The sequence below is a fragment of the Streptosporangium sp. NPDC087985 genome, assembly GCF_044741965.1.
Classification (GTDB): Bacteria; Actinomycetota; Actinomycetes; order Streptosporangiales; family Streptosporangiaceae; genus Streptosporangium.
In genome coordinates, this window is the sequence record NZ_JBIUTQ010000006.1 from 36,155 (window position 1) to 62,211 (window position 26,057).

The following is a 26,057-nucleotide window of genomic DNA, read 5'->3' on the forward strand; positions in this document are numbered from 1 at the left end:
GGTCCGGGGGGATCGCCGAGTTATCCGATGCCGCCTCAGCCGGGTCCGGGGGGATCGCCGAGTTATCCGATGCCGCCTCAGCCGGGTCCGGGGGGATCGCCGAGTTATCCGATGCCGCCTCAGCCGGGTCCGGGGGGATCGCCGAGTTATCCGATGCCGCCTCAGCCGGGTCCGGGGGGGCCGCAGGGCTTTCCGATCCCGCCGAGGCCGAGGCCGATCCCTCCGAGGCCGAGGCCGATCCCGCCAAGACCTCTCCCGCCGTGGCCCTACCCGGGATGGCCTCAGGGTTATCCGCTTCCGCCGTATCCGTATCCCATTCCGCCCAGGCCGATTCCGCCGTTGCCCTACCCGGGCCCGATCGGGCAGCCCGCGGTGCAGGAACTCCTGCTGACCGTCACAAGGACGGTCGGCCCGCAGTCCGGAACGCGGAGTGTCCGGCTCGGGTGTAGTCCGCCACGCGGTACACACCCTCGCGCCTTCGAGGCATGCGCCGAGCTCACCCCGGCGCAGGGGAACCCCGCTGCTGTCGCGCCCATAATAGGAGTGTTCTGCTCCCAGCTGTACGAGCCGGTCAGAGCGACCGCCAACGGTGTCTGGAATGGCCGATACATCCGCTTCGACCGGACCTACAGCAACCCTTGCATGATGCATAACGCGACCCGCGACGTTTTCTCCTTCTGATCTTTTCGGTGATTTCTCGGGCGGTTCATCACGCTCGGCCCCGCGTCTCGATACGTGGGTCGGGAAGCCCGAGGGGCAGCGAGGCGCCGTGGTGGGGCATCCCGCCACGGCGCCTCGGCGTCGAACGCATAAAAGACCTAATTTCGCGCTGAATCCCGACGGTGAGGGTGAAGCGTGTGAAGAGGCGTCGAAAGTTTTATTTCCATAGCATATATTTGCTTTTTCTCAACTATGTTATCTGGCGATGTCCCGTTCTTCAAAGATACTTTCTGGCTAATCGTCGCTGTGGCGGCGCGATCGATCGGAATTTTCTATCGTTAAGAACGTCAGGGGAAGTTAAGTGCTTCATCGCATAAATAGGTGGACATCGAGCGCTATCTTCGGGAAACGCGCCGGAGCCTTGGCTGTGGCGGCCATGGCCGGTGCCCTCATCGTCTCGTCGAATCCCGCCCCAGCGAACGCCGGGACCGAACAAGCGGAAGTGGCCACCTCCCGGGCCGGTGTCAGCGACGGCATTCCCATCCCGGTCCGCGCTCCCGCCGTACACGTCGTGAGGGAGAGAGCTCGCTGCTCAGGTGGCCACTGTGGATGCCGGAGAAGGCACTGCGGATGCTGCAGGAGGCGCTGTGGATGCTCGCATGGACACCGCGGCTGCAGGGGCAGGAACGGCAGAGATGGCAGAGACGGCGTAGGCGGCGTAGACGGCCAGCCGAGTCCTCCGTGCGCTCTGGGCATTCCGGGTATCGAAGGGGCCGATGGGTTCGACGGGGCCATCGGGCTTGACGGTGCGAGTGGTCCTGCAGGTCCTGCAGGTCCTGCAGGTCCTGCAGGTCCTGCCTGTCCTGCTGGTCCTGTTGGCCTTCCCGGTCCCGCTGGTCCCATAGGCCCCGCCGGTTCTACGGGTGCTACCGGTCCTCTAGGCCTCGTCGGTCCCATGGGCTCTGCCGGCTCTGCCGGCCCTGCAGGTCCCACGGGCCCCACCGGTCTTCCCTTCGCAGGTCCTCTGTCTGGTCCGGTCGGCCTGCCTGGTCCGGTCGGCCTGCCTGGTCCTGCTGGTCCGCCTGGTCCTGCTGGTCCGCCCGGTCCTGCTGGTCCGGTCGGTCTGCTTGGTCCTGTTGGCCCGCCTGGTCCTGCTGGTCCTGCTGGTCCTGCTGGCCCGCCCGGTCCGGTCGGCCTGCTTGGTCCTGTTGGCCCGCCTGGTCCTGCTGGTCCTGCTGGTCCGCCCGGTCCGGTCGGCCTGCCTGGTCCTGTTGGCCTGCCTGGTCCTGTTGGCCCGCCCGGACCCGCTGGTCCTGTTGGCCCCGTCGGCCTTCCCGGTCAAGTGAATTCCGGGAACCCCACCGCAGGTCCTGGGAATCCCCCTACAAGTCCCGGGGCGTGTGTGGCCTGTTGGTCGTGCGTGCCCACGGCTCTCGGGTCCGCCGTCCTGGCTTACGGGTCCCCTCTGGCCTATTTGACCTACCAGTCTCCCGGAGTGTGCCTCGCCAGGGTCGCGTTTGCGGGCTGAGGAGACCGGAGAAGGCGCGGATGCCGTGCCCGGTGTCAGCCGGGTACGGCATCCGTCATTGTCACCGGTCGTCGATCACCGAGTCGGCGGGCCCGGTGGGCTCACGGGGGGTGTCGCCCACTGCGGAGCGGTCGGGAACAGGCCCGTCGGGATCCGGGTCCGGGACCGGGCCGCACGAGGGAAGGCCGATTCTCACGTCGCTGGAACGCATGTCGCCACCGGGAACGGTGGTGACCGTCACCACCCGGTGGACGTACTCGCCACATCCGGGCAGTGCGGCGAACTCCACGGTGACCTCACGCTCGTAGTCCGTCTGACCGGACAGTTCCAGCACCTGGACGCCGCGGGTGAACCCGCCCTCACCGCCGACGACCTTCTGGGCGGACCCCAGCCTTACCGTCACCGCCGAGGTGCTGCCGGTCCGTATCCGGAACCGGACCGTGGTGCCGTCCGCGTCGATCCCGGTGATCGTCAGACCGCTGACCACGGGCGCGGACGGCGGCGTTCCCGTGGAGGTCGGGGTGGGTGCCGGGGGAGTCCCCGTGGAGGTCGGGGTGGGTGCCGGGGGAGTCCCTGTGGAGGTCGGGGTGGGTGCCGGGGGCGTTCCCGTGGAAGTCAGGGTGGGGCGGCCAGGGCTGTTCGGGCGGCTCGGGTTGGCGCTCTCCGAGGAAGCCGGGGGCCAGCCGGTGCCGGCGCGGCGCGACGGTCCAAGGGTGGTGACCGGCTCGGGCGGCGGGGATTCCGTGGCTCTCTCCGAGGGCGGCTTCACGGGAGGCACCGTCCTGCCCCCGGCCGCGGGAGACCGGGGCGCCGGGGTGAAGATCGCGCCGGCGGAGAGCCTGTCAGGCGCCCGGTTGGCGGCGACCAGGCCGACGGTGACCGCGGCGGTGATCACAGCGATCCCGGCTATGACCCGGGGACCCAGCCGAGGGCGGCGTATCCCGCCCCTGCGGCCGTCCGCGTTCCGCGTGACCGAGCCGCCCCCCTCCGGGACGGGTCTGGCCAGCGGGAACGTCAGCGCCAGCAGTGTGGCGAGCTCGGCGAGGTGTCGCCGGCCGCGCTGTTCCCACTCCGGCCCGTAGGCCGACAACGCCGCCGTCTCCAGCTCCGCGACGAACGCCCGGGCTGTCGGCGGCCGGTCCGCCGGGTCCTTGGCCATACCCCGGGCGACCAGTTTCCGCACCGAGCCGGGCACCGCCTCCAACGGGATCGGCGCCGTCCGGTGCCGGTGCATGAGCGCGGCGGGACGACCCACCCCGTACGGTCCGCGCCCGGTGAGGCACTCGAAGAACGCGCAGGTGGCCGCGTAGATGTCGCTCGCGGGGCCGGCCGGTTCTCCGGCCCACCGTTCGGGCGCCGTGTAGGGCGGGGTGCCCGCGGGCATGTCCGCTTCCCCGGTCCGGGCGGCGATGCCGAAGTCCGTCAGTTTGCCGGTGCCGTCCGCCTGGATCAGCACGTTCTCCGGCCTGTAGTCGCGGTGCACGACCCCTGCGGAGTGCGCGGACGCCAGACCGGCCAGCGAGCCCTTGAGCACCGTCAGCGCCGCCTCGGGGCTCGTGTTGCCGTGCTCGGACAGGATCGTCCTGAGTGCGACACCGTCCACCAGTTCCATCACGATCGCGGTTTCGAGCACGTCCTCGTAGTACTCGTGGAACCGGACCACGTTCGGGTCGCGCAGCTCCACCATGATCCGCGCCTCTTCGCGGAGACGGGTCACGGAAGCGTGGTCGTCCCGGAAGTTCGCGTTCAGGTATTTGATGGCCACGTAGGCGCCGGTGGGGGCGTAGGTGGCCAGCACCACCCGGCCGCTCCCTCCGGTGCCGAGCTCTCGCACCTCGTGGTACCCCGGAACCATTCAGTCCCCCTCCGAGCGCCGTCATCTGTTCGACGGTCTCACCCCCGTGATCGGTTGTCATGGTTCGCGAACTTTGCCGGAGAGTGATGCGATGGCTCTCCCGGGTAGCCGGGAGAGCCATCTGGCGTGAAGGGGTGCAGGTGAGGCGCCTGATCGGCGAGGTGACCGTCGCCGATCAGGCGGGTTCAGAGCCTCAGGGGTAGGAGACCAGCTTGGACGGGATCGTCGCCGTGCCGAAGGCGGGGCCGCCGGTGCCGTTGATCACGTGGTTGATCCGGCCGTTGCCTCCGAGGGAGACGGTGAGCAGGCTGTGGAACTTGACGCCCGGCTTCACCGGCGTCTCGAACGCGTTCTCCACCTCGATCGTCGGGTCGACGTTGAAGTAGACATAGCTGCCGAGACCCCAGCCTTCGTGGGTGTTGACCGCGTTGCCCACCTTGTAGGCCGCCCAGCCCTTGGTGGTGCCGTTCATATAGGCGGCCTGGTTCGGCGGGTCGTACGCCTTCTCGTTCTGGAAGAAGATCGTCCGGCCGCGCTCGCCGTACCATTCCACGTCGTACTTGCGGAAGTGCTCGACGAACAGGCCCGTTATCAGCACGTCGTTACCGTTGACCACCAGGCCGGTCTCGGCGGTGTTGACGTTCCAGCCGATTCCCTCGCCGTGGTCGCCGCGCCACAGCCAGGTGTGGTCGATGATCACGTCGTTGCTGTTGATCACCACGCTGGTGGTGGCGTTGCCGGCGAAGGCGCCGCCGATCCGGACGAACACGTCCTGCACGGTGGTCGGGTTGGCGGCGTGGCCGGCGTTCGACCCCTGCGGGCCGACTTCCAGCAGCACGTTGGACTTCTGGGTGCCCGCGTCGATCAGGAAGCCGGCGAGCTTCACGCCGTCCACGTCGGCGACCTTGACCGCGCTGACGCCACCGCTCGGGATCAGCGTGGCCAGGCCGAGGCCCAGGACCACGGTGTTCGCGCGGGTCACGTTGATCGGCTGGTTGATGGTGTAGACGCCGGGGGTGAGCAGCAGGTGCAGGCCCTGGCTGAGCGCGGCGTTGATGGTCGCGGCCGTGTCTCCGGGTTTGGCGATGTAGAACTGGCTGAGCGGGATCGAGCTGCCGGGGGTGGCCCCGTTCGCCCAGCTCGCGCCGCGAGCGTCGGTCCGCTTGGACGGGACGAACACGCGGTACTCGTTGCCGGACATATAGAGGTACGGCTTCTCGCGGCTGATCGGGGTGTTGTTCAGCGTGGTGTAGGACTGGTCGGCGAAGGCGGTGGCGGGGGCGCCCACCACTCCGGAGAAGACCATGTTCCACACGCCGTTTACCCAGCCGCCGACGGAGCTGTCCCGGGTGTACCACTGCTGCTGCGAGTACGGGCCGACGGCGCCGTCGATCTTGCTGTCGGCGATGTAGCCGCCGCTGGCCCAGCCGTAGCCGCTGGGAGCCAGGTTGAGCGCGCCCTTGATGTGCATACGGCGGAACGGCGCGGCCTGGGAGACGGCCCACCGGTTGGTGCCGCCGGTCGGCTGGACCGAGAGGTTCTCCGTCGACCGCCAGAAGTTCTGGGTCGCGTTGCCGCCGAACCAGCCCGCGTCGACGGTCACGCCGCCGTTGATGGTGACGTCGTCCGGCGACTGTCCCAGGCCGGCGATCGAGGTGTAGAAACCGATGTTGGCGTTCACGTTGTAGGAGCCGGGCTTGAACAGGAAGGCGTGGCGCCCGGTGCCGAACTGGGCGGACTCCTGCTGCTGGAAGACCGCGTCAAGCTGACTCTGGATGCCGGCGCTGGACATGGACGGGTCGAAGACGTGAACGTTCGGGCCCAGGTCGCCCCCGCCGGGCAGTATCGGACCGTCCGACGTGGTGTACACGGCGAACTCCCAGAGTGAGTAGCCATAGCCGGTGGCCCGCGCTGTGCCGTACATCCGGACGTACCGGCCGGAGCCGTTCACGTCGTACGACTGCGTGCCGCCGGTGGCGCCCGTCACGGACTTCAGGTCGCTCCAGGTGCTGCCGTTGTCCGACGCCTGGAGCTTGAAGGCGGTCCCGTACGCGGCCTCCCACCACAGGCCGATCTTGCAGATGGTCTGCACCGAGCCGAGGTCCACCTGGATCCACTGCGGGTCACTGGCCGCGCTGGACCATCGCGTGCCGTTGTTGCCGTCGAAGGCGTTCTTCGCGGGAGTGCCGGCGTTCTCGACCGACGACGCGCTGGAGGGCTTGTTCAGTGCGGCATTGGTGGTTCCGCACTGGGCGCCGGTGCCCGAACCGGCACCGAAGACCTGGAACTCCCACAGGGAGTAGCCGTAGCCGGTGGCCCGCGTCACGCCGAGCATCCGGACGTACCGGCCGCTGCCGGTGACGTCCCAGGTCTCGGTGCCGCCGCGGCCGTCGGTGATGGTCTTCAGGTCTGTCCACGTGGTCCCGTTCTGGGATGCCTGAACCTTGTATCCCCTGCCGTAGGCGGCCTCCCAGTTCAGCACGACTCTGCTGATGTCGGCCGAGGCCCCCAGGTCCACCTGGAGCCACTCGGAGTCGGTCTTCGCGCTGGACCAGCGGGTGCTGAGATTGCCGTCGACCGCGTTGGCCGGGCCGGTGCCGGCGTTCTCGGTGGATGAGGCCGTCGCGGTCTTGCCCTGCGACAACAACGTGTCCGCGAAGGCCGGGCCGGATGGTACTGCGATCAGAGCCGCTACGACCGCGGAAGCGGCCCATAAAGCGATGGAACGGGGCAGACCTCTCATGCTTGTCTCCACAGGGGATCCGGGGGGTGGAAGGTCTAGCAGCGAGTAAGGCGCGACCGGCGACATGTCGTAAATCAACGCCTTATTTCGATACTTGATTTAACTTATTGGAAAGATGGTAGTCAAGAGGCGGGGGTTCTCCTCCTGCTCCCTCGGGCCGGGGCGGCCGTCTCGGGCGGTCCGCGGGTGGGACGCGGGTGGGACGCGGGTGTAGCGTTTCCGGGTGACTGTCCTGCTGCCCGGTGTCGCGCTCACCGACCACGTCTTCACCGTCCCCCTCGACCACGCCGATCCCGGCGGCCGGACGATAGAGGTCTTCGCGCGTGAGGCGGTGGACCCGGCCAAGCGGGATGTGGAACTGCCGTGGCTGGTCTTCCTGCAGGGCGGACCGGGAGGCAGGTCGCCGAGGCCGACGGCGGCCGACGGCTGGCTGGGGCACGCGCTCAGGACGCACCGGGTGCTCCTGCTCGACCAGCGGGGGACCGGCCGGAGCACTCCCGTCACCACCGGGACGCCGGCCGGCACGGACGCCGAGCTGGCCGCCTACCTCAAGCACTTCCGCGCTGACGCGATCGTGGCCGACGCCGAGCTGATCCGGCACGAGCTCTGCGGTGACCGGCCCTGGGAGACACTCGGTCAGAGCTACGGCGGGTTCATCACGCTGACCTACCTGTCCCGGGCCCCCGAAGGGCTCAGGGCCTGCTACGTGACGGGCGGCCTGCCGGGATTGGACGCCTCCGCCGACGAGGTCTACTCCCGCACCTACCCCCGGGTCCGCGACAAGGTGGACCGCTACTTCGCCCGTTATCCCGGCGATGACGCCCGCCTGAACGCGGTGGCCGGGCACCTGCGCCGCGAGGAGATCCTGCTGCCCGACGGCGACGCGCTGACCGTCCGGCGGCTGCAGACGCTGGGCCGGTGCCTGGGCATGAGCGACGGCGCGGAGTACCTGCACTGGCTGCTGGAGACCGCCTGGAGTGGCGAGCGACTCTCCGACCTTTTCCTGTACGAGGTCATGATGGCCACCGGATTCGTCGGCAGTCCGCTCTACGCGGTGCTCCACGAGTCGATCTACGCCCAGGGCGCACCCACCGGTTGGGCCGCCGACCGGCTGCTGCCCAAGGAGTTCGGCCACGACGCCGACCCGCTGCTCCCCGTCGGAGAGATGATCTATCCCTGGATGTTCGACGAGATCGCCGCCCTACGCCCCTTCAAGGGCGCTGCCGAGATCCTCGCCGCCGACGGAGTATGGCCCGACCTCTACGACCCGGTGCGGCTGGCCGCCAACCGGGTCCCGGTGGCCGCCGCCGTCTACTACGACGACATGTACGTCGACGAGGGCCTGTCCGCGCGGACCGCACGCGCGGTCGGCAACGTGCGGACCTGGGTGACCAACGAGTGGGAGCACGACGGCGTCCGCGTCTCAGGCGGGCAGGTGCTGGCCCGCCTGATGGACACGGTCAACGGCGTCCACGGCTCCTGAGCGTACGGCCGCCGCCGTGCCCGCCCGAGGCCGTAGGTCGTCCAGGTGGTCGGCCGTCAGTCCGGGGCAGGGCACCCCGCGGCGCGGAGCAGGGCGGCCGGGCGGTTCTGGCCGGCGCGCAGCCGGGTGAACTCCGGGTCGCTGGTCCAGAACTCGCGCAGTGACTCGTGCCCGACCCGGTCGGCGATGATCTGCAGGGCGATGTCGTGCCTGATGTACTCCACCGCCATCAGGACCACGGCAGGGTCCTCGGTGTAGACGCCCCAGGCCGAGCCGTTCACGAATCCGCCGATCAGGGCCTCCTGCCGGTCGCCCGCGACGACCAGGAGGCGGCAGCCCAGGTTCTCCATGACCCGGTCGGGGGTGGAGAACCGGTGCTCGTACAGGTGCCCCACCACGTCCTGGGCGGGCCCGAAGTGCATCACCGACGCGTCGACACCCCGCTCGACCGCACGCTTGACCAGCGACGACAGTCGCCTCATCTCCTCGGGCCAGATCGACAGGAACAGGTCGGTGCGCGAGGCCGCCACCACGTCCTCGGCCCGGGCGAGCAGTGCCTCGGCGTCCTTGAGGTTGTGGATCAGGTGAGCCTTGGGGGGTGCCACGATCGTGGGCAGCGAGGCCTGCAGCGACTCGATCGAGTCGTCGAACTCCCGGCGCATCCGCTCCAGCAGGGACCGGGGCGGCAGCGGCAGGTAGTCGGTGGCGTCCTCGGCCCCGCGCACCTCGTAGGCCGCCCCTTTGGCGACCAGCTTGCCCAGCGTCTCGTAGACCGTGCTGCGCGGCACGCCTGAACGCTTGGCCACCTCGTATCCGTTGAGCGGCCGGCCGGAGCCGACCAACGTGACATAGGCCTTGGCCTCGTAACCCGACATGCCCAGGCGCTGTAACTGTTCCACGACGTCCCGCATCGCAGTCATGCTACGGCGCGCGGCGGCAGTTTTGCGCTGTCCTAAAGCGCCTTATTTGGGTTTGTATTTATCGATTCGGTGTCCAGGCCCGTGAGCTGGCTGACCTGAGCCGGCCGGTCCGGTGGCGATTGCCGGATCAGACCTGGCCGGCCTTCTCCAGAGCGGTGCAGCAGGTGTCCACGATGAGGCGGGTCACCAGGTAGGGGTCGACGTTGGCGTTGGGGCGACGGTCCTCGATGTAGCCCTTCTTGTCCACCTCGACCTGCCACGGGATGCGGACCGAGGCGCCGCGGTCGGAGACACCGTAGGTGAACCTGTTCCACGGAGCGGTCTCGTGGTGACCGGTGAGACGCTCCTCGATGCCGGCGCCGTAGTGCTTGACGTGCTCCGCGGCGTTCTCGGCGAGAGCCTCGCAGGCGGTGATGATCGGGTCGTAGCCCTCGCGCATCGCCTTGGTGGAGAAGTTGGTGTGCGCGCCCGCGCCGTTCCAGTCGCCCTTCACCGGCTTGGCGTCGAGCGTGGCGGCGATGTCGAAGTCCTCGGCGATGCGGTAGAGCAGCCAGCGGGCGATCCACATGTGGTCGGAGACCTCCACCGGACCCGCCGGGCCGATCTGGAACTCCCACTGGCCGGGCATGACCTCGGCGTTGATGCCGGAGATCGCCAGACCCGCCTCGATGCAGAGGTCGAGGTGCCTCTCGACGACCTCCCGGCCGAAGACCTCGTCGGCGCCGACGCCGCAGTAGTAGCCCCCCTGCGGGGCGGGGAAGCCGCCGAGCGGGAAGCCCAGCGGGCGGCCCTCCTTGAAGAAGGTGTACTCCTGCTCGATGCCGAACCACGACTCCTGGTCGGCGAACCTCTCGGCCACCTCGACGAGCGCGGCGCGGGTGTTGCTGGAGTGCGGGTGCATCTCGGTGTCGAGCACCTCGCAGAGCACCAGCACGTTGGCGCCGCCGCGGATCGGGTCAGGGCAGATGAACACCGGCTTGAGCACGCGGTCGGAGGAGGAGCCGTCAGCCTGGTTGGTGCTGGACCCGTCGAAGCCCCAGAGCGGGAGCTCGGCGCCGTCGGCCAGGACCCTGGTCTTCGAACGGAGCTTGGCGGTCGGCTTGGTGCCGTCGATCCAGATGTATTCAGCCTTGAAGGTCATCGACGCGTCCTTGAGGAGGAGTGGTTCGCTGCTCCTTCAGAGTCGCAAGTCACGATTTCATATCTGTTGCCCGAATGTGAACAGGATGTTACCTGGGACTGTTTGGCCTGGTAGAGGCTGTGGGAAAAGTTTGCATCCGCCCCTCCGGGGGCTGTGAGTCGCCTCTCCGCCGGGCGGGCCCGCCCCCGCCCGGAGGGCGTCATCCCTCGGAGACGTCGAAGAAACGGGCCGAAGCGGATTCGTGGGCGAGGCGGCGCATGACGTCGAGGACCCGGCCGTGCACGACGGTGCCGACGACCAGGGCTTCGACCGCGGCCTCGCGGGAGCCGTCGACGGGGATGGCGCCGATCTCGTGCTCGACGAGATCGGTGGCGGCTTCGGCATAGGGGCGCAGGGACTCGCGGGTGACGGGCACGCCGAGCTGGCCGAGGGTGAGGACGGCCTGGGCGAGCTCGTCGCGGGTGGGGGCGTTGGGGTGGATCCGCCAGCCGAGGTCGGCGATCAGGCGGTCGGTCTCGGCGCGGGCGCGCCGCCAGTCCTCGTGATCCGGGTGGGACTCGATCGAGGGGGCGATGGCGTAGTGGGCGGTGCCGAGCACCTGGTGCAGGCCCAGGCTCTCGTCGTCCACGGCGGTGATCACCTTGCGGATGGACGCGATGGGCAGCCGTCCGACCTCCAGCAGCGCGCGGATCAGCCGCAGCCGGCGCACATGGCCCTCGCCGTACTCCGCCCGGGTGGCCGACGTCTGCTCCCCCGCGGGGAGCAGACCTTCGCGCAGGTAGTACTTGATTGTGGGGACGGGGACGCCCGACGCGGCACTGAGCTGGGATACCCGCATTATTGGATAGTACAGCTAGCCAATTGATCGGCCATCCGCGGCGCTCTACACGCCCAGGGGGCCGTTGTCTGGCCACCGAGGTCGACAGGGAGCTGCCGAGGGGCGGGAGCCGTACCGGAAGGTCATCCGGCGGGGAGGTTCTTCAGGGCCTCACGGCGGCTGAGGCCGCTGATACCCATGTGGTCGACGTAGCGGACAGTCGCCTGGGGGTCGGTCTTGGCGTACTCGCGTAGGGCCCAGCCGATCGCCTTGCGGGTGAAGAAGTCGTTGTCGGACAGGTTCGGCTCGATGCAGGCGTAGAGCAGGCCGGTGTCGGTGGCGGACTTGAACCTGTTCTGGCAGAGGATGGCCGTGCGGCGCTTCCATAGATCGCCGTCGCGGGCCCACTTCAGCATGAGAGGGCGCATGGTGTCGGGGAAGCTCGCCAGGAGGCCGCCGACGCGGTGGACGGCGAGTTCGTCGACGTAGTCCCACCAGGCCCCGGTGACGATCATCTCCTCGTACATCGGAAGGGCCTGGAGCGTCTGGAACTCCCTGTACAGCCGGAAGCCGGTCAGCTCGATCGCGGCGTAGCGCTCCTCGCGGTATTCGGCGTCCCGCCACAGCGAGAGCACCGTCCTGCGCCACTCGGGTGCGTTCTCGATCGGCTGCTCGGCGAAGACCCTCCTCAGCGCCGTACGGCGAGGCGCGGCCTGGACCCCGAGGAACGGCATGTCCGACTTCATGTAGGCCTGCATCGTCGGGGCCTTGCCGGGGTCCGCCACCTCGGTGAGTGCGAGCCGCACGGCCTTGTGCAGTGTGTCCATGCCTGCCCACCACTCCTCGTTCGCTCCGCGGATGGTCTGTCCCTCACCGGGTTCGTTGGTGGGCGTCACACCCTCTGACTACTCCGCTCGCCGGTCGCCAGGCCATCGAACAGGACGGTGATGTAGTGCTCGGCGAGGCTGGTGGTGTTGAGACGGCCGCCCGGACGGAACCAGCGGACGGCGACCCAGATGGTGTCGCGGATCATGCGATAGGTGAGCTTGGGTTCCACGTCGGCGCGGAACTGGCCCACCGCCTGGCCGAGCTTGATCTGCTCGACCCACATGCGCTCGACCTCGTCCTCGGCCTTGACCAGGTAGTCGAAGCGGCCGCCGGTGAGGGAGAGCAGGTAGTTCCAGTCGTTCTGCATGACGGTGATCGCGGCGCGGTGCGGTTCGAGGGTGCCGAATCCGATGCGCACCATCTCTGAGAGGATGGCGCGGGGCTCGCCCCCCTGCTCCAGTGCGATGCGGTAGCGGCTGATGAGGTCGTCGAGGAAGGTGGTCAGCACCTCGTCGACGATCGACTCCTTGGAGTCGAAGTGGTGATAGAGGCTTCCGGACAGGATGCCGGCCTCCTCCGCGATCTCGCGGACGGTGGTCGCCTGGAAGCCCTTGCGGGCGAAAAGCTCGGCGGCGAGCCTGACGAGGTGGTTGCGGCGCTCGGAGGCGGAGCTGGATGAGGCCGCGCGCTCCGTCGTCACCTGGCGCCTGACCTGGGTGGTGGTCGCGCCGCCGGAGTTCTTTCGCGTGTTCACGTCCCCCATTATGAGCCCTTGCTCAATCGCTTGTTCACCTGAATGGGCCGGCTCATTCCCGCTTTTCGGCACGGCTGGGTGCGTGCTCCGGCCCCGGCCGGCGGGTCCGGCCCCGGCCGGGGGTCTCCGGTCTCCCCGGGTCGCTCCGGGGCGGAGATCTGGAGTGGAAGGCCCATGGTCAGCCCACTAGCAATTAGGAAACTTTCCTATTAGATTTGCGCCAGGCCTCAGGATGCGCTTTCTCCGGAGGCCCCCCAACAACGTGCTGTCTGCGGGTCTTCGGCAGGGGATGCCGTTCGGCTGTCAGGCGAGGAGGGTGCATGAAGCGCGGCCCAGAGCTGCTCCGCCTGGCGGACACGGTCGTCCTGCCGGGGTTCGTGGGGAAGACGCCACCTGACTGGCTCCGCCGGCGTCTGGCCGACGGCATGGCCGGAGTGGTGCTCTTCTCCAGGAACATCGCGAGCCCGTCCCAGGTGGCCGACCTGACGGCCGCGCTCCGGGCGGAGAACCCCCAGGTCCTCGTCGGCATTGACGAGGAGTCGGGAGAGGTCACACGCCTGGAGGCCGCGGCCGGAAGCACCCGGCCGGGGAGCTTCGCCCTGGGCGCTGTCGACGATGTCGAGCTGACCGAGCAGATCGCCCGTGACCTCGGCCACGACCTCGCCCGGGCGGGGGTCAACCTCGACTTCGCTCCCTCGGCGGACGTGAACTCCAACCCGGACAACCCGGTCATCGGCCTCCGCTCCTTCGGCGCGGACCCCGACCTGGTCGCCCGGCACACCGTCGCCTGGATCCGGGGTCTGCAGTCGACCGGCGTCGCCGCCTGCGCCAAGCACTTCCCCGGCCACGGTGACACCTCCATCGACTCCCACCACGGTGTCCCGCTGGTCACCGCGGGCGCCGAGGAGCTCCACGAGGTGGCCCTGCGCCCCTTCCGCGCGGCCATCGCCGCGGGCGTGCGCACGGTCATGACCGGACATCTCCTGGTCCCCGCCTACGACGCCGACATGCCCGCCACACTCAGCGGCCGGGTACTACACGACCTGCTCCGGGTCGAGCTCGGCTTCGAGGGCGTCATCATCACCGACGGCATCGAGATGACGGCCGTGTCCGGGCCCCACGGCATCGGCGGCGCCTCGGTGCTGGCCATCGCCGGGGGTGCCGACGCGGTCTGCGTGGGTGGAGAGCACGCCGACGAGCACACCGCGACCTCGGTCCGTGACGCCATCGTGGACGCGGTGATCGAGGGCCGGCTCTCCGAGGAACGGCTGGCCGACGCGGCTCACCGGGTCCGCGGACTCGCCCTCTGGAGCGCGTCCGCCGTACACCGGCGCTCGGCGCCCACCCGCCCCGGTGACGTCGCGATCGGACTGACCGCCGCCCGGCGGGCCCTGCGGATCATCCGCCGCTCCGCGACGGCGGTCCTCCCGCTGCCGGCCCCGCCGCACGTGGTCGAGCTGGCCCCGGAGATGAACCTCGCCATCGAGAAGGACACCCCCTGGGGCGTCGGAGAGCCGCTCGGTAAACTCCTTCCCGGCACCACGGTGACCCGTCTGGACGCCTCGACCGCCACCGGCGGTGCGGTCGAGGCCGTCCTGACCGCTGCGGCCGGCCGCCCCCTGGTCACCGTCGTCCGCGACGCCCACCGTCACCCCTGGCAGACGGACGTCCTGAACCACCTGCTGGCCGCCCGTCCGGACGCCGTCGTGGTCGAGATGGGACTGCCCGGCCGCTCCGACCTCGGCGCCGTCCACATCGCCACCCACGGCTCCGCCCGGGTCTGCGGCCAGGCCGCCGCCGAGGTCCTCGCCGGAGACGCCCGGCTCTGACCTCCCGTACGGCCGGCGCCGGCCGGCCCGAGGGCCGATCTCCGGAGCGGGGATCCCCGGGCCGTCGGATTCTGTCGGACACGGCTGCTTGAATCGCGGGATGGACGTGGCGAGGCTGCTGGCAGACGGGCGGGAGATCGTGGGCGTGGACCTCACCGAGGTCTCGGTCACCGGACATCTGGCGGAGGACGGTCCTCCGTACGTCTTCAGGGACTGTGATCTCTCCAGGGCCGTCTTCACCGACGCGAGCCTGGTGCGGGCCTCGTTCGAGGGGTGCGTGCTGGAGGGGGCCGACTTCCGGCACGCCGACCTGGACAGGGCGAGCTTCTCAGGGGGCGGGGGAGCGGGGATGCGCTTCGGCCGCGCCGAGATGATCGACGCGGTCTTCACCGACGTGGACCTCGCCGGAGCGGCCTTCGAGGGGGCGCTGCTCACCGACGCGTCCTTCACCGGCTGCCGCATGGTCGGCGCGGTGCTGTCCGAGTGCCGGGGCACCGGATACCGGTTCACCGGATGCAACCTCATGCTGGCCGACCTGGTCGGCTGCTCGCTGCGCGGTGTCCGTTTCGAGGGCGTGCGCTTCGACGAGGCCAACCTGTCGGGCGTCGACTTCACCAAGGCGGTGTTCAGTGAGTGCCGCATGGTCGGGGCCCGGACCGTCGATACGGTCTTCGCCCAGGCGGACCTCCGCGGGGCCGACCTCGGTCCGGTCGACGACACCCGGCTCCGCTCGCTCCGCGGCGCGATCCTCAGCTCCGCCCAGGCCGCCGCGATCCTCGCCGAGCGGGGGCTGACCGTCCTGTAGGTCCATTCCAGCACAGCCAAAAACAGACATACTTCGTAAAGGCGGTCCCTGCTCCGGTAAAGGCGTGAAAAGCAGAGATGCGGGCCGTTGGGTGGAGGGGATCGCCGGGTTGACGCCGGTGGGTCCGCAAGGGCGCGGCGTGCGGCCCTGTGTAAGGTCCCTGGTATTTGGTTGGTAGTGACATGAGGGGATTTTTCATGGGCGCTTCGGTGGCGTATGTGACCTTTGCCGACCCGGATGGGGTCGACGACGAGAAGGAGATCGCCCTCGCGGCCTGGGCCGAGGTGGGGATCGCCGGGCAGATCGTGCGCTGGGACGACCCCGAGGTCGACTGGGCCGCGTTCGACGCCGTCGTGGTCCGCTCCCCCTGGGACTACATCGACCGCCGGGCGGAGTTCCTCGGCTGGGTGCGCCGCGTCGACTCCGTCACCCGGCTGCTCAACCCGGCCGCGGTGCTGGAGCGCAACACCGACAAGACCTACCTGCGGGACCTGAAGGCGCCGGCCATCGCCACCTACTGGGTCGCGCCGGGCGAGGCCGTGGACTTCCCGGTCCTCGACGAGTACGTGGTGAAGCCCTCGGTGTCGTCCGGGGCTCGTGACACGATCAGGACCCGTGACCGGAAGGAGGCCGAGGCCCATGCGGCCCGGCTGGCCGCCGAGGGGCGTACCGCGATGATCCAGCCCTATCTGGACATGGTCGAGGCCGAGGGGGAGACGTCGCTGCTCTACTTCGGCGGCCGGTTCAGCCATGCCGTACGGCGCCCCCCGATGCTCGCCGGGGAGGTCACCGCCCCGGACGAGGAGAACGGCAGAGGTGAGCTCCGCACCCCCGAGCTCGGCCAGCACCTGCCCCGCACCCCCGAGCCCGACCAGTTCGCCCTGGCAGAGCGGGTGCTGGCCGAGTTCCCCGAGCTTCTCTACGCCCGCGTGGACCTGGTCCGCCTGTCAGACGGCACCCCGGTCCTCATCGAGCTGGAGCTCACCGAGCCCTACCTGTTCCTGCGCTGGGCGCCCGACGCGGCGGCCAACCTGGCCCGCGCGCTGGCCGAGGCGATCTGACGGGACTTTCTGGTCACCCGTGGGCGGAGATGCCGCCGTCCACCGGGATGACCGCCCCGGTGAGGTAGGCGCCGGCCCGCGACGACAGGAAGATCGCGGTTCCGGCCATGTCCTCCGGGCGGCCGATGCGGCCCAGTGGCACGTGGGACTCGATCGCCGCCCGGGTCGCCGGGTCGTCGAGGGCGAAGGCCATCATCTTCGACTCGAACGGACCCGGCGCGATGGCGTTGACCGTGATCGACTCCTTGGCCAGCCGCTGGGACAGGTGCCGGGTCAGCATGTGCACGGCCGCCTTGGCCGCCGAGTAGGCGTAGTTCTCCAGCGTGGGCACCCGGATACCGTCGATCGATCCGATGTTGATCACTCTGGCCGGGTCGTCGGGGCTCGCGGCGGCGCGCAGCAGCGGCAGGAACCGCTGGGTCAGGTGGAACACGCCCTTGACGTTGATCCCCCAGAGCTTGTCGAAGGCGTGCTCGGGATACTCCTCCAGCGGTGCGCCCCAGGTCGCCCCGGCGTTGTTGACCAGCACGTCCAGCCGTGACTCCCGCGCCGAGACGGCCTCCACGAGCGCGCGTGCGCCGTCCTCGGTGGACAGGTCGGCCGGTACGGCGACGCAGCCCAGCTCGGCCGCCGTCTTCTCCACTTCGGCGGCCTTGCGTGAGGAGATGTAGACCGTCGCTCCGGCATCCACGAACCCCGCCGCGATCATCCGGCCGATCCCGCGTGAGCCGCCGGTGACGACAACGGTCTTGCCTTCCACGGAGAACAGAGTCATGTTCCGCAGCATGTCGCACCTCCGTTCCATCCGTCCATACTGACCGGTTGGTTGAAAAATAGTGTCAGGGAAGAAAACGAGAGTGAAACAATCTTCCACCATTCGTTGACATGCGGAGTCCTTATGGTGTGCCTTCTTCTACAACGGATCATCGGTTCGAGGATGGGGCACCACCATGACGAGATTGGGTGCGCGGCTGGCCGCGCTGGGCCTGACGCTGTTGCTGGCGATACTCCCGGCGACGCAGGCGCTGGCCGGACCGGCGCCCGAGCCGGGGAAGAAGGTCGTGCGGCTGGGCGTGACGCAGAGCGTGGACTCGATGAACCCGTTCCTGGCGGTCCGGCTGGTCTCGTCGTCGGTCCACCGGTGGATATACGGGTTCCTCACGGTTCCCGATCCCAAGACCCTGCAGCCGAGTCCCGACCTGGCCGAGTCGTGGGAGGCGTCGGACGACAAGCTGACCTGGACCTTCAAGATCCGCGAGGCCAAGTGGTCGGACGGCAAGCCGGTCACCGCCCAGGACGCGGCATGGACCTTCAACACGATCATGACCGTCGACGCGGCCAAGCAGTCCAACGGCCCGGCGGTCGAGAACTTCGAGAGTGTCACGGCGACCGATGACCGGACCCTGGTCATCAAGACCAAGAAGCCGCAGGCCTCGATGCTGGACAACCCGATCCCGATCGTGCCCAAGCACGTCTGGGAGGGGGTCGGCGACGTCGGCGCGTTCGAGAACGAGACGTACCCGGTCGTCGGCAGCGGCCCTTACATCGCGATCGAGCACAAGAAGAACGCCTACATCAAGCTGAAGGCCAACCCCGACTACTGGCGGGGCGCCCCCAAGATCGACGAGCTGCACGTCATCTTCTACGAGAACCCCGAGGCGGCCATCACCGGCCTGAAGAAGGGCGACATCGACTGGATGGGCCGGCTGGCCGCCCCCCAGTTCGACGCACTGGCGGGTGACCCGAACATCGTGCAGTGGAACACCCAGGGCCGCAGGGCCAGCTACCTGCAGCTGAACCACGGCGCGCAGACGATCGACAACAAGCCGGTCGGCGACGGGCACCCCGCCCTGCAGGACCCGAAGGTACGGCAGGCCATCCACTACGCGATCGACAAGAAGGCCCTGGTCGACCAGGTGCAGAACGGTCTCGCGGTACCGGCCGACGGGTCCATCATCCCGCCGATGTACCAGGAGTTCTTCTGGAAGGCCGAGGGCGACGACCTCGTCACCTATGACATCGCGAAGGCCAACCAGATCCTCGATGACGCCGGCTACAAGAAGGGCGCCGACGGCATCCGGACGATGCCCGACGGCAAGCGCAAGCTGGAGATGCGCTTCAGCATCCACGCAGAGGACCCGGTCGAGGAGAAGCTCGCGCAGTTCGTCACCGGCTGGCTCAAGGACGTCGGCATCGCGCTGTCGACCAAGAAGCTCGACTCCAACAAGTTCACCGAGGAGACCGGGTTCACCGGCCTCTTCGACATCGCGATCAGCGGCTGGTCGGTCAACCCCGACCCCGAGGAGATCCTGGCCACCCACCTGTGCAGCCGCCGGCCCACGGCGAGCGGCGAGGGCGGCGGCACCGAGTCGTTCTACTGCGACCCGGACTACGAGAAGCTCTACCAGGAGCAGCTGGCCGAGCTCGACCGCGCCAAGCGCGTCGAGATCATCAAGCAGATGCAGAAGCGTCTCTACACCGACGCCCCGGTCATCGCCCTCTACTACCCGAACAACCTTGAGGGCTACCGCAAGGACCGGATCGCCGGCATCACCCCGATCCCCGAGGACAGGGGCATCCTGTACGGCGCGAGCAGCTACTGGCCCGCCTACTCCCTGGAGGCGGTGGAGACCTCGGACGGTCCGGCCGACGGCTCCAGCACCGGCCTCGTCGTGGGCGGCATCGCGGCCGTCGTGATCCTGGGCGCCGGCGGCTTCCTCCTCGCCCGGCGGCGCCGTTCCGTCGCGGACGAACGCGAGTAACACCTCGATGACAGCACCTCTCGACACCGAGCCCGCCGCCGTACCGGCGGCGGGCTCCGGGAAGGACCGCGGTGCCCGTCGGGGGGTGCTGCGCTACGCACTGACGAAGACCGGCGGGGCCGCGCTCAGCATCGGCATGGTCATCGTCGCCACGTTCTTCCTGTTCCGGCTGATCCCCGGCGACCCCGCGATCGCCTACACGCGCAACGTGCCGCTCAGCCCGGACCAGCTCGACCTGCTCCGCCGCCAGATGGGGCTCGACAGGCCGTTGATGCAGCAGTTCCTCGACTTCGTGCTGCGGACCCTCCGGCTGGACCTCGGCACCTCCTACGAGTACAGGCGCCCGGTCCTCGACCTCATCGGGGAACGGGTGGGCCCGACCCTGGTGCTCGTGGGCACCGGGCTGGTCATCGCGGTCAGCCTGGGCCTGTGGCAGGGCACGAGGGCGGCGTGGAAGCACGGCAGCCGGTTCGACCGCCTCTCCACCGGCGTCTCGCTCGTCCTGTGGTCGGTGCCGACGTTCTGGTTGGGGCTGCTGCTGCTCATGGTCTTCGCGGCCGGGGTGGGGCCGATCCCGGGGATCTTCCCCACCCGGGGAATGGAGGGCGTCGACGCCCCCGATGGGCCGCTTTACCTCCTGCACGTCGCCCACCATCTGGTGCTGCCGTGTCTCACCCTGGTCGCCGTGGTCTACGCCCAGTACCTGCTGGTCATGCGTTCCTCGCTGCTCGACGAGATCGGCCAGGACTACGTGACCACCGCCCGGGCGAAGGGGCTGCGCGACGACGAGGTACGGCGGCGCCACGCCGTCCCCAACGCACTCCTGCCGACCGTGACGCTGGTGTTCATCCACATCGGCTTCGTGGTCGGCGGAGCGGTGTCGGTGGAGACCGTCTACTCCTGGCCGGGCCTGGGCCTGCTGTTCTATGAGGCGATCAAGGGCCCGGACTTCGCGGTCATGCAGGGGACGTTCATGGTGGTGTGCACCGCGGTGATCGTCATGAACACGCTGGCCGACGTGGTCTACCACGTCCTGGACCCGAGGGTGAGGTCGGCGTGAGCATCACCTGGACCCGGCGCAAGAGGGCGATGTCCCGCTTCTGGCGGGACTACCGCAGACAGCGGGCCGGACTGTACGGCGCCGCGATCCTGGTCGTGGCCGTGGCCCTGGCCCTCCTCACCCCGCTGCTCACCGACCCGGCCGGGATGGACGTCACCAAGGCGACGGGCGCCAAGATGGCCCCGCCGAGCCTGGAGTTCCTCCTGGGCACCGACGAGTCGGGCCGGTCCATCCTGCTGATGATCCTGTGGGGATCGTGCGTCTCGCTGCTCATCGGCTTCATGTCGGCCCTGCTCAGCATGACCATCGGCACCGTGATGGGCATCGCGGCCGGTCACTTCCGTGGCTGGACGTCGGCCGTGCTGATGCGGATCACCGACTGGTTCCTGGTCCTGCCGTCGCTCGTGCTGGCCCTGGTGCTCGCGGCCATCCTCGGCGGCAGCGCCTCCACGATCATCCTGGCGATCGGGGTGACCTCCTGGGCGTCCACCGCGAGGCTGATCAGGGCGCAGACCCTGTCCGTGGAGGCCAGGCCGTACATCGAACGTTCCAAGGCCCTCGGCGCGGGACACTGGCACATCATGACCCGCCACGTGCTCCCGAACGTCGCCCCGCTGGTGCTGGCCAACACGACCCTGCAGGTGGCCAGCGCCATCGTCGCCGAGTCGACCCTGGCCTTCCTGGGTGCGGACTCGGGCCAGGTGTCGTGGGGTGGCATGCTGCGCGGCTCCTACGACTGGGGCGCCGCCACCTCCGGCGCGTGGTGGTACATCCTGGCGCCCGGCCTCTGCATCGTCGTGGTCGTCATGGCGTTCACGCTCTGCGGCCGGGCGCTGGAAGCCGTACTCAACCCACGCCTGCGGGGAGTCTCCCGATGAGCCTGCTTCAGCTGCGCGACGTCGCGGTGACCTACCGGACCGCCTCGGGAGAGGTGCCCGCTGTGCGCGGGGTGTCGCTGGACCTGGCCGCGGGCCGGGCGCTCGGCATCGCGGGAGAGTCGGGGTCGGGCAAGTCGACCCTGGCCATGGCCCTGCTCCGGCTGCTTCCCCGGGACGCCCGGGTGACCGGTGAGATCCTGCTGGACGGCGAGGACGTCCTCACGATGAAGTGGGGGCGGCTGCGCGCCGTCCGCTGGGCGTCGGCCTCGGTGGTCTTCCAGGGGGCCCAGCACGCGCTGAACCCGGTGCGCCGGATCGGGGAGCAGCTCGCCGAGCCGCTGCTGGTTCACGGGCTGGCGACGCCGGCCGCGGCGCGGCGGAAGGTGGGGGAGCTGCTGGAACAGGTCGGCCTGCCCGCCTGGCGGGCCCGCAGCTACCCGCACGAGCTGTCCGGCGGGCAGCGCCAGCGGGTGATGATCGCCATGGCGCTGGCCTGCTCTCCGCGCCTGATCATCGCCGACGAGCCGACGACCGCCCTGGACGTGATGATCCAGGCGCAGGTGCTCGCGCTGATCCGCTCGCTCATCGCCGAGCACGACATCAGCCTGATCATGATCTCTCACGACCTGTCGGTCCTGGCCTCCATGTCTGACCGGCTGGCGGTCATGTACGCGGGCCGGGTGGTCGAGTCGGGGCCCTCGCACGAGGTCTTCCAGGACGCACGCCACCCCTACGGCAAGGCGCTGGCCGCGGCCTTCCCCACGGTCGGGGACCCTGCTTCCCGGCTGGCGCCCCGGGGCCTGGGCGGCGACCCGCCCGACCCCATGCGCCTGCCCACCGGCTGTTCCTTCCACCCCCGGTGCCCGGTGTCGCTGCCGTCGTGCGCGTCGGCGGACGTCGAGCTCTGGCCCGCGGGCGAGAGCCGTACCGTGGCATGCGTGCACGTCCTGCCGGAGACCGGCCGACCGGCCGGGCACGGCGACGGCGACGAGACGCCCGGCACCTCGGTGACGCCGGCGGAGGAAACCGAAGATCACGGCATTTCGGTCATGCGACCGGCGAAGGAGGACGCGTGACCCTGCTCGAAGCCCGGGACCTGCACGTGGAGTTCTCCTCGCGCGGGCGGCGCGCCCGCGCGGTGGACGGGGTGAACCTCCAGGTGGGCGAGGGCGAGATCGTCGCGCTGGTCGGCGAGTCCGGCTGCGGCAAGACGACACTGGCGCGCACCCTGCTCGGCCTGGAACGGCCCACCTCGGGCTCGGTCCTGTACGGCGGATCCCCCCTGTCCTACTCCTCGCGCGCGCTGAAGGCCTACCGCCGCGAGGTACAGCTCGTGCTGCAGGACCCGACGGGGTCGCTCAACCCCCGGCACACCGTCTACGAGGCGGTGGCCGAGGGACCGCGCATCCACGGCCTGCCCGACGAGGAGGAGCGGGTCGCGTCGGCGCTGTCACGCGCCGGGCTCCGCCCGCCGGAGCGCTTCCTGCACTCCTACCCCCACGAGCTGTCCGGCGGCCAGCGGCAGCGCGTCGTCATCGCCGGAGCCCTCGCGCTGGACCCCCGTGTCCTGGTCGCCGACGAGCCGGTGGCCTCGCTCGACGCCTCGGTCCGCGGCGAGATCCTCGCCCTGATGTTGCGGCTCCGCGACGAGCTGGGCCTGTCCGCCCTCGTGGTCACCCACGACCTCGGGCTGGCCTGGAACATCGCCGACCGCGTCGCCGTGATGTATCTGGGCAGGATCGTCGAGTCGGGGCCTGTCGAACAGGTCCTGAAGTCGCCGTCCCACCCCTACACGCAGGCGCTGCTGTCGGTGCTGCCGGAGTCACCCTCGCCCGTGGTGCTGGGCGGTGAGCCGCCGGACCCGACCCGGATCCCCGGCGGCTGCCGCTTCCACCCGCGCTGCCAGGTCCTCGCGTCGGGCGCGGCGGCCGAGGCCGGGGTCGACGGACGGTGCAGGTCGCAGCAGCTCCCCGTGCTCTCCGCCTCGGCCGACTCCCAGACCGCCTGCCACTACGCCGCGGTGTGCCAGGGATAGCTTCCCGGAGCCGTCACCTTGAGGTTCCCGGTCCGCGGGGGCCGGTGGACGCCGCAGACCCGCGGTGTCCACCGCCCGGCCCCCCCGACGCCGGGTGTCTTCCGCTCGCTGTGAAGGTCATCTATCGTCGTGATGCCCGTTACGGTCGCCGAGATCCAAGGGGTGGGCATTGCCGAGTCTTCGCCCGCTGGGGCCGGGAGATCCCGAGCGGATCGGTGACTACCTGCTCGGCGGTGTGCTGGGGGAGGGCGGTCAGGGCATCGTCTACCGCGCCCGCACCCCTGCCGGCACCCAGGTCGCGATCAAGATGCTGCATGCCCGGATGACGGCCGATTTCGACGCGCGTAAACGGCTGCTGCGCGAGGTGGAGATCGCCCGCCGGATCGCGCCCTTCTGCACCGCCCGGGTGCTGGACATGGGCCTGGCCGACGACCGCCCCTACGTCGTCAGTGAGTACATTCCCGGCATATCACTGGACGACCTGGTCAAAAGCGACGGCCCGCGTACCGGCAGCGGCCTGCACCGCCTCGCGGTCGCGACCCTGACCGCTCTGTCGGCGATCCACCGGGCCGGCATCGTCCACCGCGACGTCAAACCGGGCAACGTCATCCTCGGCCCCGAGGGGCCGGTCGTCATCGACTTCGGCATCTCCCGTGTACTGGAGCAGGTCACCACCCGCTCCGGGGCGGTGGGCACCCCCGCCTACATGGCGCCCGAGCAGTTCGAAGGACGGTCGACGGGGGCCGCCGCCGACGTCTTCAGCTGGGCCGCCATGATGGTCTTCGCGGCCACCGGGCACCTGGCCTTCCCCGGCCCGACGCTCCCGGCCGTGATGCACGCCATCATGACCCGCGAACCCGACCTGCGCGGCGTCCCCGACGACCTGCGCCCCCTGCTCTCAGCATGCCTGGACAAACGCCCCGACGTCCGGCCCGGCACCGCCGACCTGCTAAGCCACCTCACCCACGACGACCGGCACGATCGTGCCCACGACGCTGACGTGGCCGCGGTGCTTTCCGCGACCAGTGCGCCGACCCGGCCCCGGCCACCGTCCGCACCTCCGGGAACACCGGCTGGCCCGACGCGGGGCACCGCGCCCCGGCGGCACCCGCGACGCCTCATCCTGCCCGGCGGCCTGGCCCTGCTCGCCGTCGCCGTCGCCGTTCTCTCCTGGCTGCGAGGACCGGACGGAGCCGTCCGCGTGACCTCCTCCACCTCTCCCCCCGGCACCTCCGACGCACTCTCCCCCGTCAACGGTCTCGTCTTCACGGGGAGCCCTTTGGGTAAGCCTCTGACCGGTCACACCGGCCCCGTCAACTCGGTGGCGGTGGGGCAGCTGGACGGGGAGACGGTCGCCGTGTCCGGCGGTGATGACGGCACGGTGCGGGTGTGGGATGCGGCGAAGGGCAGGCAGCTCGGCCACTCTCTGAAGGGTCACGTAGCCGCCGTCCGGTCGGTGGCGGTCGGGCGGCTGGAGGGTAGGACGGTCGCCGTGTCCGCCGACAATGACGGCACGGTGCGGGTGTGGGATCTGGTAGCGGGCAGGCAGGTCGGCGGGTCCCTGACCGATCACGCCAATCTTGTCCGGTCGGTGGCGGTGGGGCAGCTGGGCGGCAGGACGGTCGTCGTCTCCGCCGGGGGGGACGGCACGGTGCGGGTGCGGGATGCGGCCGAGGGCAGGCAGCTCGGCCACTCCATGACCGGCCATGTCGGCATCGTCAATTCGGTGGCGGTCGGGCGGCTGGACGGTAAGGAGATCGCCGTCTCTGGCGGAGACGACAGCACCGTGCGGGTATGGGATCTGCCCGCCGGCAGGCAGCTCGGCGCCTCTCTGACCGGCCACACCGGCTCCATCCGGTCGGTGGCGGTCGGGCGGCTGGACGGTAAGGAGATCGCCGTCTCCGCCGCCAACGACGGCACGGTGCGGGTGTGGGATCTGGTAGCGGGCAGGCAGGTCGGCGGGTCCCTGACCGATCACGCCAATCTTGTCCGGTCGGTGGCGGTGGGGCAGCTGGGCGGCAGGACGGTCGTCGTCTGCGCGGGCTACAACAGAAACGTTCAGGTGTGGGATCCGGTGGCGGGCAGGCAGGTCGGCGCCTCTCTGACCGGCCACACCGGCTCCATCCGGTCGGTGGCGGTCGGGCGGCTGGACGGTAAGGAGATCGCCGTCTCCGCCGGTGAGGACGGCACGTTACGGCGGTGGAACCTTGACCTGTCGACCCCCTCGCCAAGCCCCGGATAACGGGCTCCTTGACTTTGCGGGGATGCTCACCCTCAAAACAGTACGGCGCCAGCCCCTGGCAAGGCCGGCCAGGACGAGTTGTTCCTCGTCCGGGATGGGAGCTTCGATGACACGGAGGCGCGCCCTGGCGGGCGTGGGGGACCCGCCAGGGCGCGTTCCGCTCCGGCGCGGTGGTGCGAGGACCCCGGCGAGGGGTGGGGTCCTCACTCCGTCTACTCGCGCTCGGAGTCAGGGAGAGGAGAGGGGCGGGTCTGGGAACCCGTCCTCTCCTCGGGGGGATCGTCGCCGGCCACTGGCCGGCGGTAGTGCTGTGAGATGAGACGGGCCATCCCCACCGGGTCGTCGGCCGGATGGGAGATCTCTCGGCCGCCTTCGCTCCAGATGAAAAGGCCGTTTTTGCACCATATGGTCAGATCGGCCTGTACTGAAAGCACGGACATCCCGTTCCCATTGCTCTGGTAGGTGTGGGTGAATCCCTGGCGGTGCAACGCGTAGCGCAGTAAACGTGTTGCCTCGCAGGGATCGCGCCAGGGCTGGTAAGGCGCATCCGAGTGGACCGACAGCACCGGCTCTCACCCCTTGGCAGACCTTTCGATGGATTTGTACCAACGATTGGATGATGCGGGTCACGGGAGGTTGGGTCAAGAGGCTGTTCC

General features: G+C 69.6%; 20 protein-coding genes. 12 read left to right on the plus strand and 8 right to left on the minus strand.

Annotated elements, in window-relative coordinates; translation table 11 throughout:
* The first annotated feature begins 153 nt into the window (after positions 1-153).
* Positions 154-681, plus strand: coding sequence for an SSI family serine proteinase inhibitor (locus ACIN94_RS14910; protein WP_400705179.1), 528 nt, complete (start codon positions 154-156; stop codon positions 679-681).
* Between the two features lie 1,106 nt (positions 682-1,787).
* Positions 1,788-2,006, plus strand: coding sequence for a hypothetical protein (locus tag ACIN94_RS14915; RefSeq protein WP_400705182.1), 219 nt, complete (start codon positions 1,788-1,790; stop codon positions 2,004-2,006).
* Positions 2,007-2,249: 243 nt separating this feature from the next.
* Here the strand turns inward: ACIN94_RS14915 and ACIN94_RS14920 are convergent, their stop codons facing one another.
* Both ACIN94_RS14920 and ACIN94_RS14925 read right to left on the minus strand, forming a co-directional pair.
* Positions 2,250-4,043, minus strand: coding sequence for a serine/threonine-protein kinase (locus tag ACIN94_RS14920; protein ID WP_400705185.1), 1,794 nt, complete (start codon positions 4,041-4,043; stop codon positions 2,250-2,252).
* 193 nt (positions 4,044-4,236) lie between these two features.
* On the minus strand, positions 4,237-6,786 hold the full coding sequence (locus tag ACIN94_RS14925) for a discoidin domain-containing protein (protein ID WP_400705188.1): 2,550 nt from the start codon (positions 6,784-6,786) through the stop codon (positions 4,237-4,239).
* Between the two features lie 223 nt (positions 6,787-7,009).
* Here ACIN94_RS14925 and ACIN94_RS14930 point away from each other — a divergent pair, with 223 nt between their 5' ends.
* Positions 7,010-8,269, plus strand: a complete 1,260-nt coding sequence (locus tag ACIN94_RS14930) for an alpha/beta fold hydrolase (RefSeq protein ID WP_400705191.1) — start codon at positions 7,010-7,012, stop codon at positions 8,267-8,269.
* 56 nt (positions 8,270-8,325) lie between these two features.
* Here the strand turns inward: ACIN94_RS14930 and ACIN94_RS14935 are convergent, their stop codons facing one another.
* The 5 genes from ACIN94_RS14935 to ACIN94_RS14955 form a co-directional block, all read right to left on the minus strand.
* Positions 8,326-9,180 carry a TrmB family transcriptional regulator gene (locus ACIN94_RS14935; protein ID WP_400705194.1) on the minus strand — a complete coding sequence of 285 codons (855 nt, stop codon included), beginning with the start codon at positions 9,178-9,180 and terminating at the stop codon, positions 8,326-8,328.
* A gap of 136 nt (positions 9,181-9,316) precedes the next feature.
* Positions 9,317-10,330, minus strand: coding sequence for a glutamine synthetase (glnII, locus tag ACIN94_RS14940; protein WP_400705197.1), 1,014 nt, complete (start codon positions 10,328-10,330; stop codon positions 9,317-9,319).
* A gap of 199 nt (positions 10,331-10,529) precedes the next feature.
* A complete protein-coding gene (locus ACIN94_RS14945; protein ID WP_400705199.1) occupies positions 10,530-11,168 on the minus strand; it encodes a MerR family transcriptional regulator in 639 nt (212 codons plus the stop codon).
* A 122-nt stretch (positions 11,169-11,290) separates the two neighbouring features.
* Positions 11,291-11,974: a DNA alkylation repair protein gene (locus tag ACIN94_RS14950; RefSeq protein WP_400705202.1), complete on the minus strand. Its 684-nt coding sequence runs from the start codon at positions 11,972-11,974 to the stop codon at positions 11,291-11,293.
* Between the two features lie 65 nt (positions 11,975-12,039).
* Entirely contained in the window at positions 12,040-12,729 is a 690-nt protein-coding gene (locus ACIN94_RS14955; protein ID WP_400705205.1) for a TetR/AcrR family transcriptional regulator, read from the minus strand.
* A 320-nt stretch (positions 12,730-13,049) separates the two neighbouring features.
* Here ACIN94_RS14955 and ACIN94_RS14960 point away from each other — a divergent pair, with 320 nt between their 5' ends.
* From ACIN94_RS14960 to ACIN94_RS14970, 3 genes are all read left to right on the plus strand, one after another.
* On the plus strand, positions 13,050-14,558 hold the full coding sequence (locus ACIN94_RS14960) for a glycoside hydrolase family 3 protein (RefSeq protein ID WP_400705208.1): 1,509 nt from the start codon (positions 13,050-13,052) through the stop codon (positions 14,556-14,558).
* A gap of 100 nt (positions 14,559-14,658) precedes the next feature.
* On the plus strand, positions 14,659-15,363 hold the full coding sequence (locus ACIN94_RS14965; protein ID WP_400705211.1) for a pentapeptide repeat-containing protein: 705 nt from the start codon (positions 14,659-14,661) through the stop codon (positions 15,361-15,363).
* Between the two features lie 197 nt (positions 15,364-15,560).
* Positions 15,561-16,424: a RimK family alpha-L-glutamate ligase gene (locus tag ACIN94_RS14970; RefSeq protein ID WP_400705214.1), complete on the plus strand. Its 864-nt coding sequence runs from the start codon at positions 15,561-15,563 to the stop codon at positions 16,422-16,424.
* 13 nt (positions 16,425-16,437) lie between these two features.
* Here the strand turns inward: ACIN94_RS14970 and ACIN94_RS14975 are convergent, their stop codons facing one another.
* Positions 16,438-17,199, minus strand: a complete 762-nt coding sequence (locus tag ACIN94_RS14975; RefSeq protein ID WP_400705217.1) for an SDR family oxidoreductase — start codon at positions 17,197-17,199, stop codon at positions 16,438-16,440.
* Positions 17,200-17,374: 175 nt separating this feature from the next.
* Between ACIN94_RS14975 and ACIN94_RS14980 the strand changes: the two genes are divergently transcribed.
* The 6 genes from ACIN94_RS14980 to ACIN94_RS15005 all read left to right on the plus strand — a co-directional run bounded on the left by ACIN94_RS14980 (position 17,375) and on the right by ACIN94_RS15005 (position 25,401).
* Positions 17,375-19,186, plus strand: coding sequence for an ABC transporter substrate-binding protein (locus ACIN94_RS14980; RefSeq protein WP_400705220.1), 1,812 nt, complete (start codon positions 17,375-17,377; stop codon positions 19,184-19,186).
* A 7-nt stretch (positions 19,187-19,193) separates the two neighbouring features.
* Positions 19,194-20,246, plus strand: a complete 1,053-nt coding sequence (locus ACIN94_RS14985; protein WP_400705223.1) for an ABC transporter permease — start codon at positions 19,194-19,196, stop codon at positions 20,244-20,246.
* Positions 20,243-21,124, plus strand: a complete 882-nt coding sequence (locus ACIN94_RS14990; protein WP_400705226.1) for an ABC transporter permease — start codon at positions 20,243-20,245, stop codon at positions 21,122-21,124. The genes ACIN94_RS14985 and ACIN94_RS14990 overlap by 4 nt, the downstream gene beginning before the upstream one ends.
* On the plus strand, positions 21,121-22,200 hold the full coding sequence (locus tag ACIN94_RS14995; RefSeq protein ID WP_400705229.1) for an ABC transporter ATP-binding protein: 1,080 nt from the start codon (positions 21,121-21,123) through the stop codon (positions 22,198-22,200). The genes ACIN94_RS14990 and ACIN94_RS14995 overlap by 4 nt, the downstream gene beginning before the upstream one ends.
* On the plus strand, positions 22,197-23,159 hold the full coding sequence (locus ACIN94_RS15000) for an ABC transporter ATP-binding protein (RefSeq protein ID WP_400705232.1): 963 nt from the start codon (positions 22,197-22,199) through the stop codon (positions 23,157-23,159). The genes ACIN94_RS14995 and ACIN94_RS15000 overlap by 4 nt, the downstream gene beginning before the upstream one ends.
* Before the next feature lie 169 nt (positions 23,160-23,328).
* Positions 23,329-25,401, plus strand: coding sequence for a protein kinase (locus ACIN94_RS15005; RefSeq protein ID WP_400705235.1), 2,073 nt, complete (start codon positions 23,329-23,331; stop codon positions 25,399-25,401).
* Positions 25,402-26,057 lie beyond the last annotated feature (656 nt).